Below are 12,123 nucleotides of genomic sequence, written 5' to 3'. Positions count from 1 at the left end.
ACCAGGCCGCCGCCGACGTGCGTCAGCGGCTGTCCGACCCGCCGGTCTCCACTACCGCCCGACCTGCCTCCAGCCGGGCCACCGGCACCCGGAACGGCGAACAGGACACGTAGTCCAGGCCGACCTCGTGGAAGAAGTGCACCGAGTCCGGGTCGCCACCGTGCTCACCGCAGACACCGAGCTTCAGCCCGGGGCGGGCGGCCCGCCCCTCCTCGGCGGCGATCCGCACCAGACGGCCGACGCCGTCGCGGTCGATCGACTCGAACGGCGAGATGCCGAAGATGCCCAACTCCAGGTAGCGCCAGAAGAACGCGCCCTCGACGTCGTCGCGGGAGAAGCCCCAGCCCATCTGGGTCAGGTCGTTGGTGCCGAAGGAGAAGAACTCGGCGGCCTCGGCGATCTGCCCGGCGGTCAGCGCCGCCCGGGGCACCTCGATCATGGTGCCGATCAGCACCTCGACGCCGCTGTCCCCGACCACCTCGGCAATGATCTTCTCGGCCTCGGCGCGGACCGTCTCCAGTTCCTGCACCGCCCCGACCAGCGGCACCATGATCTCCGGCTTGGCCACGCTCCCGTTGCGGGCGCAACTGACCGCCGCCTCGGCGATGGCCCGGACCTGCATCGCGAACAGGCCGGGGATGACCAGGCCGAGGCGTACGCCCCGCAACCCGAGCATCGGGTTCTCCTCGTGCATCCGCCGGACGGCGGCGAGCAGCGCCTCCTCCTTGGCCACGTCCTCGCCGCGTTCCTGGGCGACCGCCACGTTGACGGCGAGCTGCTCCAACGGCGGCAGGAACTCGTGCAACGGCGGGTCGATGAGCCGGACGGTGACCGGCAGGCCGTCCATCTCGCGGAAGATCTCCTCGAAGTCGGCCCGCTGCAACGGCAGCAGCGCCGCCAGCGCCGCCTCCCGCTCGCCCGGGGCCCGGGCCAGGATCAGCCGCTCGACCAACTCCCGCCGGTCGCCGAGGAACATGTGCTCGGTGCGGCACAGCCCGATGCCCTCGGCGCCGAAGCGCCGGGCCCGGGCGGCGTCCGCGCCGGTGTCGGCGTTCGTGCGGACCGCCAGCCGCCGCTTCCCGTCGGCGTGCGTCATGATCCGGTGTACGGCCCGGACCAGCGCGTTGTCGATGTGCTCGGGGTCGAGGCTGCCCTCGAAGTACTGCACGACCTCGGAGGGCATGACCGGCACCTCGCCGAGGTAGACCTTGCCGGTGGTGCCGTCGATGGACACGACGTCGCCCTCGTTGACGGTCTGCCCGGCGACGGTGAACCGCTTCGCCGGCACGTTCACCTCGATCTCGTCGGCACCGGAGACGCAGGTCTTGCCCATGCCCCGGGCCACCACAGCGGCGTGGCTGGTCTTGCCGCCGCGCGAGGTGAGGATGCCCTTCGCGGCGATCATGCCGTTCAGGTCGTCCGGGTTGGTCTCCCGGCGCACCAGGATCACCGACTTACCCTCGGCGGCCAGCTCGACGGCCCGGGCGGAGGTGAAGACCACAGTGCCGGACGCCGCGCCGGGCGATGCGCCGATGCCCTTGGCGACCGGCTGGAACTCGTGGTCGAGCTGGAAGCGCGGGAACATCAGCTGGGCCAGTTGCGCGCCGTTGACCCGGTGAAGCGCCTCGTCCAGGTCGATCAGACCCTCATCGACGAGTTGCCCGGCGATGACGAACGCGGCGGCGGCGGTGCGCTTGCCGACCCGGGTCTGCAACATCCACAGCTTGCCGCGTTCGATGGTGAACTCGATGTCGCAGAGATCCTTGTAGTGCTCCTCCAGCCGGGCCATGATGCCGAGCAGCTCGTCGTAGGAGGCCTTGTCGAGCTGCTCCAACTCCTGCAACGGCACTGTGTTGCGGATGCCGGCGACAACGTCCTCACCCTGGGCGTTGGCCAGGTAGTCGCCGTAGATGCCCTGCGCGCCGCTGGCCGGGTCACGGGTGAACGCGACACCGGTGCCGGAATCCGGGCCGAGGTTGCCGAAGACCATCGTCACCACGTTGACAGCGGTGCCCAGGTCGGCCGGGATGCGCTCCTGGCGGCGGTAGAGCACCGCGCGCTCGGCGTTCCACGACTCGAAGACCGCCCGGATGGCCAGGTCGAGCTGTTCGCGTGGCTGCTGCGGGAACTCCCGACCGGTGTGCTTCAAGAAGATCTTCTTGTACGCGTCGACCAGCCCACGCAGGTCGTCGGCGTCCAGATCCAGGTCGTTGTGGGTGCCCTTGGCGCGCTTGGCCTCGTCGAGCGCGTGCTCGAACTCCTCGCCCGGCACCTCGCAGACGGTCTTGCCGAACATCTGGATGAGTCGCCGGTAGGAGTCCCAGGCGAACCTGTCGTTCTGTCCCGCCTGGGCGGAGAGCCCAACCACGCTCTCGTCGTTGAGACCGACGTTGAGGACGGTCTCCATCATGCCGGGCATGGAGAACTTGGCACCGGAGCGGACGGAGACCAGCAGTGGGTCCTGCGGGTCACCGAGGCGCTTGCCCATCGCGCGCTCCAGCGATTCGAGGTGCGCCTCGATCTGGCCGGCGAGCCCGTCCGGCTCCCGTCCCGTCGCGAGGTACGCCTGGCACGCCTCGGTGGTGATGGTGAAGCCGGGCGGGACGGGCAGGCCCAGGTTGGTCATCTCGGCGAGGTTTGCCCCCTTGCCACCGAGCAGCTCCTTGAGTTCCTTGTTGCCTTCGGAGAAGTCGTAGACGTACTTGTGATCGACGGTCTCTTGCGCTGCCACCAGAGCCTCCACAACACACGCGCCGGATTGACACTTAACGAAGGTTCAGTTTTCTTCTTCCCCGGGACGGACCGCCGGTAATCCCGGGGTCAACGTCGATCGGTGGGCGAAGGTTAAGCGAACATCGAGTGACCTGGGACCGTTCGGTGACAATTGGCACAGCCATCACGACTATCCGTGTTCGTACCGGTTTTTGGGAACGCTTCCATGCGCACCATCACGCATCCCGGCCGAGCGTCGTACGCTTGACGCCACGCCAGCCGGTGAACCTCACTTTTGCCATAACCGACGCGAATACACCCCCGGAGTCGCCGCCGTGCCGACCACCCCCTCCCCCGGCCCCACCGCCGTCCCCACGCCGCTGTCGGCCGGGGAACCGGACGCGGCCACTCTGGCCCGCACGGCCGAGCAGACCGCGAGCGCGTTGCTCGCCCCGGCGGCCCCGCACCGGCTGACCGACGTCGTGCCCGCCCCACAGCAGGTTCAGCCGGACCCGACCGCCGACTGGGCGCTGCCGGCCGAAGCGGTCATCGTGTCCAGCGCCGAACCCGCCGCGTTGGCGGTCGCCGAGCATCTCGCCCAGCTCCTGCGTCCGGCCACCGGCTACCCGCTGCCGGTCACCGACGCCACCACGCCGGAGCCCGCCGGTGGCATCGCGCTGGTGCTCGACGACAGCGCCGACCTCGGCGCCGAGGGCTACCGCCTCGACATCGCCACCGACGGGGTACGCGTCTCCGCCGCCACCGCCGCCGGCCTCTTCTACGGCGCTCAGACGCTGCGCCAACTGTTGCCGGCGGCGATCGAGAGTCCGACTCCGGTCACCGAACGCTGGGCGTTGCCCGGCGGGACCATCACCGACGCACCCCGGTTCCCCTACCGGGGCGCGATGCTCGACGTCGCCCGGCACTTCTTCGCCGTCGAGGACGTGCTGCGGGTGGTCGACCACCTGGCCCGCTACAAGCTCAACCACCTGCACCTGCACCTCACCGACGACCAGGGCTGGCGGATCGCCGTCGACTCCTGGCCGAAGCTGACCACCGTCGGCGGGACGACCGAGGTCGGCGGCGGCCCCGGCGGGCACTACACGAAGGCCGACTACGCGCGGATCGTCTCCTACGCGGCCGCACGCCACATCACAGTCGTCCCGGAGATCGACCTCCCGGGGCACACCAACGCGGCGCTGGTCGCGTACCCGGAGCTGGCACCGGACAAGACCGCACCGCCGCCGTACACCGGCACCGAGGTCGGCTTCAGCTACGTCGACCCGGCCGACGAGCGGACGTACGACTTCGTCGCCGACGTGCTGCGCGAGGTGGCCGTGCTCACCCCCGGCCCCTGGCTGCACATCGGCGGCGACGAGGCGTTCAAGGTGAAGGGCGAGGTCTACACCGGTTTCGTCGAGCGGGTCCAGCGCATCGTGGCCGACCTCGGCAAGACCGTCGTCGGCTGGCACCAGCTCGCGCCGGCGGCCCACCTCGACGGGCGGGTCCTCCAGTGGTGGGGCACGAACGGCGAAGACCCCACCACCGTCGACGCCGTACGCAGGGGCGCTCGGCTGATCGTCTCCCCCGGCAACCACGCCTACCTGGACATGAAGTACGCCCCGGACACTCCGATCGGGCACGACTGGGCCGGCCTCATCGACGTGCGAAAGTCGTACGACTGGGATCCGGGCACGCACGTCGTGGGCGTACCCGCCGAGGCGGTTCTCGGCGTGGAGGCACCGCTCTGGACCGAATCGGTCACCTCGCTGGCCGACATCGAACTCCTGCTCCTGCCCCGCCTCCCGGCCATCGCCGAGTTGGGCTGGTCCACCCGGGCAAGCCACGACTGGGCCGACTTCCGCGACCGCCTGGCCGGCCAGGGCCCGCGCTGGACGACGGCCGGGATCACCTTCCACCACGCGCCCGAGATCCCCTGGCCCACCGCACCGACCGTCCCGACACAGCGCACCACGCCCCAAACCGACACCGCCAAGCCCTGATCCCCGCGCTGGACCGGTCCACCCGACCTCTGCCCGGTGGGCCGGGCCGGTCCGGGGTGCCGGTCCGGGGTGCCGGTCCGAGGCACGGACCGCTCCGAGGCGCGGGCCGCTCCGGGCGCACGAACGGCGCAGACCGGCATGATCCACTCGGGTTTCATGAAGTCGGGGGATCCCCGACTCCCGGACACCGCGACTTTCAGGAACCCGAGTCGATCACCCCGCCTCGGCCGCCGGGTCCGTATCGTCGGGCGGGCGCGGTGGGTGGGTTGTCGGGTTTGACCGTTGGTGTCGGGTGGTCGGGGCCACCCCGACGGCGGAATCGGCGGCCGGGCCGGGTCGTTATACCTGGCAGAGCACCGCAACAGGCCGGGTCAAGGCGCGCCGACCCCGCCGGGAACCGCCGCCAGGCCCTCCCGCCGCGAACAGCCGCCGGGAACACCCGGCAAGCCGCCCCGGTTACACCCCCGCGCCGCCGAGCTCCACAAGGGCCGGGCACGGCAGCCGCCGGGAACACCCGCCAGGCCGCCCCGGTTACACCCCCCGCGCCGCCGAGCACCACAACGGCCGGGCATCGCAGCCGCCGGGAACACCCGGCCGGCCGCCCCGGTTACACCCCCGAACGGCCGAGCACCACAACGGCCGACGGGTAGGCGGAATGATCCGCCACCGGCACCCGTTGCACCCTGTCCCGACGCCGACCCCCCCTGTCGTGGGTCGCCGGGCAGAACCCCCGTGAACTTTCCCCGCACGGTCGCACTACCCCCCGTCGAGTGCCGTGCGGGATACCCCCGATGCAGAGGAGCACGCCATCATGCGTACCGATCTGATCCGTAAGACCGCCCTGACCGCCGCCGGCCTCGCCTTCACCGGAGGCGCCATCGCCGGCCCCGTCACCACCGCCTTCGCCGCACCCACCACCACCAAGCCGGCCACCCAGACCCAGACCGACCGCAAGAGCCACGGCGAGCGAGAGTTGGGCGTGCGCTACGAGGCGCAGCCGAACTTCTACTACTGCGGACCCGCCGCCACCCGAAACGCCCTGTCCGTGCAGGGCAAGAACATCAACGTCGACGACATGGCCAAGGAAATGGGCACCACCGAAGCCGGCACCAACTCCATCAACGACATCACCCCCGTGCTGAACAAGGAAACCGGCAAGACCAACGCCTACCGGTCCGTCGAAATCAGCACCCCCGACGCTGACGCGAAGCAGACCGACACCCTCCGGGCTGACATCGTCAAGACCGTCGAGGACGGCCGCGCCGTAGTGGCCAACATCGCCGGCACCAGCACCGACACCAACGGCACCACCCACTCCTACGAGGGCGGGCACTACATCAGCGTCGTCGGCTACCGCGACAACGGCAACACCGTCACCATCGCCGACTCCGCCGACCCCAACCAAGCCGCCTACCAGATCAGCGTCGAACACCTCGCGGACTGGATCGCCACCCGCGGCTACGCCACCAGCTGACCCCGCACACACCCGCAGCACATGACCGAAGGGCCGGACCCCACCACGGGGTCCGGCCCTTCGGCATGACGCATGACCGGATCACTGTCCAGAACACAGCGGGCCACCCCGCTGGCTGCGTCACGGGTCCTTTGGAGCTGATGTCGTAAACGAATCAGGGCCTGGCAGAGCGGACCGAGCCGAGTTGAGCCGAGCGGTGATTCGTTCACGACATCAGCTCGACAGGGCGCCGAACTCATATGCCAGCCTCCAGGCCCGAGGCCGCGTTCCGAAGGGCTGTTGATCGCGGGGCGTCTCTGCTCGACCGCCGGGGGCTCAGCCGCCGGAGTCGTCCATCTCGGCACCCTCGGGGACCGTGTCGTCGTCCCGGCTGGCCAGCCAGCCCTCCGGCAGGGAGACCTTGCCGGGCGAGTTGGTACGCCCGCGCGGCTGCCCGAGGGCGGCCACCGGGAACGGCTCCGCCGGGTCGAGCTTGCCGAGCAGGTCGTCGAGCTGGGCCAGGCTTTCGATCATCGCCAGCGAGCGCCGCAGCTCGCCGCCGACCGGGAAGCCCTTGAGGTACCAGGCGACGTGCTTGCGGAAGTCGGTGCAGCCGTCCCGTTCACCTCGGGCCGGGTTGCGGGCGCCGGCCGTGAACTGGTCGACCAGCAGCTCGGCGTGCCGGCGCATGGTCACCGCCACCTCGCCGAGGGTGGGCAGCCGCCGCTCCGACCGACCGTTGAAGGCGGCCTCCAGGTCGGCGAAGAGCCACGGTCGGCCCAGGCAGCCGCGCCCGACGACCACACCGTCGACGCCGGTGTGGGCCACCATGCGCAGTGCGTCGTCGGCTTCCCAGATGTCGCCGTTGCCGAGCACCGGCACGTCGAGGGCCTGCTTCAGGGTGGCGATCGCGTCCCAGTCGGCGGTGCCCGAGTAACGCTGCGATGCCGTACGCCCGTGCAGGGCCACCGCGGCCACGCCGGCCTCCTGGGCGGCGAGCCCGGCTTCGACGTACGTCAGGTGGTCGTCGTCGATGCCCTTGCGCATCTTGACGGTGACCGGCACCCCGGCCGGTGACGCGGCGGCCACCGCGGCCCGCACGAGTCGCGCGAAGAGCCGGCGCCGCCACGGCAGCGCGGCGCCGCCGCCACGCCGGGTGACCTTGGGGACCGGGCAACCGAAGTTGAGGTCGATGTGATCGGCCAGGTTGCGCTCGACGACGATCCGCACGGCGGCGGCGGTGATCTCCGGATCGGTGCCGTAGAGCTGGAGGCTGCGGGGCTTCTCGTCGTCGCCGAAAGCGATCATGCGCAGCGTCTTCGGGTTGCGCTCGACCAACGCCCGGGTGGTGATCATCTCGCAGACGTAGATGCCGCCGCCCTGCTCCCGACAGAGCCGACGGAACCCGATGTTGGTGATCCCGGCCATCGGCGCGAGCACGACCGGCGGCCACACCTGGTGCTGGCCGAGAGTCAGCGGGCGCAGCGCGGGCACGGTCGAGGCAGTCACCGGACAAGTGTACGGGGCCCCGACCGGCGCTTATCGCGTCGGCCGAGGCCCCGTGCGCAGAGTCTCAGCAGCCGGGGAGACGCTCGATCAGGTAGCGCTCGACCTGGTCCAGGGAGACGCGCTCCTGGGCCATGGTGTCCCGGTTGCGCACCGTCACCGCGTTGTCGTCAAGGGTGTCGAAGTCGACGGTCACACAGAACGGGGTGCCGATCTCGTCCTGCCGGCGGTAGCGACGCCCGATCGCCTGCGAGTCGTCGAACTCCACCACCCAGCGCTTGCGCAGCAACGTCGCGAGGTCCTTGGCCTTGGGCGACAGCGCCTCGTTGCGGGACAGCGGCAGCACCGCCACCTTGACCGGGGCGAGCCTCGGGTCGAACCGCATCACTGTGCGCTTGTCCACGCCGCCCTTGGTGTTCGGCGCCTCGTCCTCGTCGTACGCCTCCAGCAGGAAGGCGAGCACCGCGCGGGTCAGACCCGCGGCCGGCTCGATGACGTACGGCATCCAGCGCTCACTCTTGCTCTGGTCGAAGTACGACAGGTCGACGCCGGAGTGCTTGCTGTGCGTGGACAGGTCGAAGTCGGTGCGGTTGGCGACACCCTCGAGCTCGGCGAACTCGGTGCCACCGAACTGGAAGCGGTACTCGATGTCCACAGTCCGCTTCGAGTAGTGCGACAGCTTCTCCTTGGGGTGCTCGAACAGGCGCAGATTGTCCGCCGAGAGGCCGAGGTCGAGGTACCAGTTCCAGCGCTCCTGGAGCCAGTACTCGTGCCACTGCTCGTCGGTGCCCGGCTCGACGAAGAACTCCATCTCCATCTGCTCGAACTCGCGGGTCCGGAAGATGAAGTTGCCCGGGGTGATCTCGTTGCGGAACGACTTGCCGGTCTGCGCGATGCCGAACGGGGGCTTCTTGCGGGCGACCGTCTCGACGTTCTTGTAGTTGACGAAGATGCCCTGCGCGGTCTCCGGGCGCAGGTAGTGCAGCCCCTCGTCGCTCTCCACCGGGCCCAGGTAGGTCTTCATCAGGCCGTTGAACATCTTCGGCTCGGTGAAGGTGCCCTTGTTGCCGCAGTTGGGGCAGTTCAGCTCGGCCAGTGAGGTGAGCGGCTTGCCGTGCTTCTCGGCGTACGCCTCTTCCAGGTGGTCCGCCCGGAACCGCTTGTGGCAGAACTGGCACTCGGTGAGCGGGTCGACGAACTCGGCGATGTGGCCGGACGCCTCCCACACCTTGCGGGACAGGATCACCGCGGAGTCCAGGCCGACGACGTCGTCGCGCTGCTGGACCATCGTCTTCCACCACTGCCGGCGGACGTTCTCCTTGAGCTCCACGCCGAGCGGACCGTAGTCCCACGCCGATCGGGTGCCTCCGTAGATCTCACTGGAGGGGAAGACGAAGCCTCGGCGCTTGGCGAGGCTGACGACGGCATCGATACGGTCGGCTGGCATGTTTCCTCCTACGCCGGCTGGCGGTCGGCGGGGGCGAGATGTGGATGGAACGGTCGGTTCGGGACAACGGTACGACCACCGTCGCCCCGAGCCCAGCAGAATACCGGGGACGGGTCAGCTGACCTCGCAGACCTCCACGCCGCCGCTCTGCCCGTCCTGGCCGAGGCTGACCTGTTGCCGCTCCCGGTCGCCACCGTCGAGGGTCACGTCGACCGGCACGGTCAGGTAGGTGGTGTCCACCTCACCCACCCGGAACGCGGTCACCTGCGGTTCGGCGGCGGCGCGCCGCTCGAACTCCGGCCGGGACTCCCGCCGCTGCGCGTCGTCGCAGAGCTGGTCGTACGCCCGCCCGTAGTTCCGCTCGACCAGCGCCTGGTAGTAGTCGCCGGTGACGGTGCGGGCCTGTTCCCGGATCGCCTGGACTCCGCTGACGGCCAGGCCGACGACGGCGGTGCCACCCCCGCCGCAGCAGAGCACCACGGCGAGCGCGCCGACGCCTAGGCCGATCCAGAGCCGAGTCCGGCGGCCCTCGGTGGGTGGCGCGGCGAACGGCGGAGCCACCCCGGGACCGGGTGGCGGGGCGGGTGCGGTCATAGGAGCAGCGTAGTGTCCGGCGGCTCAGCGGTAAGGACCCGCAGCCCGATCACTCTCGGCGACGACCACGGCCCCGCCGGGGGCGGCGGTGGCCAGCGGCTCGTAGGCGGAGGGCTCGTCGACGGACTCGGCGAGCAGCGGCACGGCGCTGACCTTGACCTCGAAGGCGCCCAGCGCCCGCCGGTACGTGCCGACCGACTCCCACTCGGTGACCAGTGACCAGTGCCGGGGGTCGTCCAGCGCCCGGACCAGTTGGCCGCGCAGGTAACCGGGCCGGGCGGCCAGCGCGGTGAGGGCGGCGTGCGCCCGTTCGGTGAAGCCGTCGGCGGCATCGACGTCGACCACGAACCGGTTGGTCACCAGCACCGGGGGTTCCTCCTCGTAGAGTCTGTGGGATGCAGCGTACGCAGCGCCCTCTGCTCGCCCGGTTGGCCGGGGCGAACCCGACGTCGGTGTTCCTGCTCACCCTGGTGGTGGTGCTGGTGGCGTTCTTCACGCCCGGGGTGATCGGCGGGCTGCTCACGCTCGCGCTCGCCGGGGTCCTGGTCGCCCTGTTGGCGACGACCTGGGCGGTTCAGGCGCCGCAGACCCGACTGATCCGACTGGTGATGCTCACCCTGCTGGTGGCGGTGGGCCTCGCGAAGCTCCTCTGACATGCAATCATGCGTTTTTGACAATCATTATCGTTGCCACGGACAGTTGACGACATGACCAACCGCGCCACGTACCGTGTCCTGGCCGCCGCGACCGCCCTCCTCGCCCTGAGCGCCGGGGCCGGCTGCTCCACCGGCGGCGCCGGCGCCGACCCCCAGCGAGTCGACGTGGTTGCCGCGTTCTATCCCCTCCAGTTCCTGGCCGAACGGATCGGCGGCGACGCGGTCCGGGTCACCAACCTGGCCAAGCCCGGCGCCGAGCCGCACGACCTGGAACTCAACCCGAGCCAGGTCGGTGAGGTCAGCGACGCGGAACTGATCGTCTACCTCAAGGGGTTCCAGCCGGCGGTGGACGACGCCGTGGCCCAGAACGGCGGCGACCGGGCGTTCGACGTGACCAGCGTGCAGCCGCTGTTGGACGCGTCCGCCGGTGGGCACGACCACGAGGGCGAGGAGGGGCACGCCGAGGAGAGCGGCGGCAAGGACCCGCACGTCTGGCTCGACCCGACCCGGCTGGCCGGCATCGGCGACCAGCTCGCCCAGCGGCTCGGCAAGGCCGACCCGGACCACGCCGCCGACTACACCGCCCGCGCGGCCGCCCTGCGCGCCGACCTGACGACACTGGACGGCGAGTTCACGCACGGTCTGGCGACCTGCCAGCGGCGGGAGATCGTGACCAGCCACGCCGCGTTCGGCTACCTCGCCGACCGCTACCAGCTGGACCAGGTCGGCATCACCGGGCTGAGCCCGGACGTCGAGCCGTCGCCGCAGCGCCTCGCGCACGTGATCGAGGAGGCCAAGGAGCACCAGGCCACCACGATCTTCTTCGAGACCCTGGTCAGCCCGAAGGTGGCCGAGACCATCGCTGGTCAGGTCGGCGCGAAGACCGCAGTGCTCGACCCGATCGAAGGGCTCGCCGCCGGCAGCAACGGGGACTACCTTTCGGTGATGCGCACCAACCTGCGGACCCTGCAGACGGCCTTGAGCTGCTCGTGACCTCACCTGTCATCACCGTCGAGCACGGGGTGGTCGGCTACGACGGCCGCCCCGTGCTCCGGGACATCTCGCTCACCGTGACCGCCGGCGAGGTGGTCGCGATCCTCGGCGCCAACGGCTCGGGCAAGTCCACACTGATCCGCGCCGTGCTCGGGCTGGTGCCGATCAGCGCCGGCTCGGTCACCCTCTTCGACAGGCCGTTGCGCCGGTTCCGGCAGTGGGCACGCATCGGGTACGTCCCGCAACGCCTGGGCGCCGGCGGCGGCGTACCGGCGACGGTCCGGGAGGTGGTGGCCTCCGGCCGGCTGGCCCGTCGGGGGGTGCTGCGTCCGCCGGGTCGAGCCGACCGGTCCGCCGTCGACGCCGCGCTGGGCGCGGTCGGGCTCGCCGACCGGGCCGGTGACCCGGTGTCCACGCTCTCCGGGGGTCAGCAGCAGCGCACCCTGATCGCCCGCGCCCTGGCCGGCCAGCCGGAGCTGCTGGTCCTCGACGAGCCCACCGCCGGGGTGGACGCGGCCAGCCAGGAGGCGTTCGCCGGCGCGCTGCGCGACTTCGTCGGCGACGGCGGAACTGTGCTTCTCGTCGCCCACGAGCTGGGCCCGCTGCGACCGGTGATCAGCCGGGCCGTCGTCGTCCACGAGGGTCGCATCGCCCACGACGGCGCGGTGCCGGACCCGGCCGGCCACCACGCGGAGCCGGACCACGACCACGTGCACCCGCACTGCTACGACGAGCCCGCCGGGCTGTGGAGCAACTGAC

At 70.7% G+C, this 12,123-nt stretch carries 10 protein-coding genes; 5 read left to right on the top strand and 5 right to left on the bottom strand.

Translation table 11 applies throughout. The features are described 5' to 3' along the window. Positions 1-22: 22 nt before the first annotated feature. Positions 23-2,731 carry a pyruvate, phosphate dikinase gene (ppdK, locus tag OG598_RS00590; RefSeq protein ID WP_328652572.1) on the bottom strand — a complete coding sequence of 903 codons (2,709 nt, stop codon included), beginning with the start codon at positions 2,729-2,731 and terminating at the stop codon, positions 23-25. Between the two features lie 316 nt (positions 2,732-3,047). Between ppdK and OG598_RS00585 the strand changes: the two genes are divergently transcribed. Together OG598_RS00585 and OG598_RS00580 are read left to right on the top strand one after the other, a co-directional pair. Then, positions 3,048-4,715, top strand: coding sequence for a beta-N-acetylhexosaminidase (locus OG598_RS00585; RefSeq protein WP_328652571.1), 1,668 nt, complete (start codon positions 3,048-3,050; stop codon positions 4,713-4,715). An 811-nt stretch (positions 4,716-5,526) separates the two neighbouring features. Further along, the gene (locus tag OG598_RS00580; RefSeq protein WP_328652570.1) at positions 5,527-6,189 is read left to right on the top strand and encodes a C39 family peptidase; all 663 of its coding nucleotides are present in this window, start codon (positions 5,527-5,529) and stop codon (positions 6,187-6,189) included. Between the two features lie 315 nt (positions 6,190-6,504). On the opposite strand, the gene dusB is transcribed toward OG598_RS00580, so the two are convergent. The 4 genes from dusB to OG598_RS00560 form a co-directional block, all read right to left on the bottom strand. Continuing rightward, complete coding sequence (dusB, locus tag OG598_RS00575; protein ID WP_328652569.1) at positions 6,505-7,677, bottom strand: tRNA dihydrouridine synthase DusB; 1,173 nt, start codon at positions 7,675-7,677, stop codon at positions 6,505-6,507. A gap of 64 nt (positions 7,678-7,741) precedes the next feature. After that, positions 7,742-9,121: a glycine--tRNA ligase gene (locus OG598_RS00570; protein ID WP_091409675.1), complete on the bottom strand. Its 1,380-nt coding sequence runs from the start codon at positions 9,119-9,121 to the stop codon at positions 7,742-7,744. A 114-nt stretch (positions 9,122-9,235) separates the two neighbouring features. Further along, entirely contained in the window at positions 9,236-9,715 is a 480-nt protein-coding gene (locus OG598_RS00565; RefSeq protein ID WP_210786999.1) for a hypothetical protein, read from the bottom strand. Positions 9,716-9,739: 24 nt separating this feature from the next. Beyond that, positions 9,740-10,081: an antibiotic biosynthesis monooxygenase family protein gene (locus OG598_RS00560; protein WP_091409682.1), complete on the bottom strand. Its 342-nt coding sequence runs from the start codon at positions 10,079-10,081 to the stop codon at positions 9,740-9,742. Between the two features lie 29 nt (positions 10,082-10,110). Between OG598_RS00560 and OG598_RS00555 the strand changes: the two genes are divergently transcribed. Genes OG598_RS00555 through OG598_RS00545 form a run of 3 tightly spaced genes read left to right on the top strand, consistent with a single transcriptional unit; the run spans position 10,111 to position 12,122 of the window. After that, positions 10,111-10,368, top strand: a complete 258-nt coding sequence (locus OG598_RS00555) for a hypothetical protein (protein WP_328652568.1) — start codon at positions 10,111-10,113, stop codon at positions 10,366-10,368. Positions 10,369-10,422: 54 nt separating this feature from the next. Next, a complete protein-coding gene (locus tag OG598_RS00550; RefSeq protein WP_328652567.1) occupies positions 10,423-11,364 on the top strand; it encodes a metal ABC transporter substrate-binding protein in 942 nt (313 codons plus the stop codon). Next, on the top strand, positions 11,361-12,122 hold the full coding sequence (locus OG598_RS00545) for a metal ABC transporter ATP-binding protein (protein WP_091409689.1): 762 nt from the start codon (positions 11,361-11,363) through the stop codon (positions 12,120-12,122). Before OG598_RS00550 ends, OG598_RS00545 begins: the two co-directional genes overlap by 4 nt. Position 12,123 lies beyond the last annotated feature (1 nt).

Origin of the sequence: Micromonospora sp. NBC_00330 (assembly GCF_036136635.1) — a bacterium.
GTDB lineage: Bacteria > Actinomycetota > Actinomycetes > Mycobacteriales > Micromonosporaceae > Micromonospora > Micromonospora salmantinae.
The sequence above is the reverse complement of the archived record's forward strand: the minus strand, read 5'-3'. Positions and strand labels throughout refer to the sequence as shown.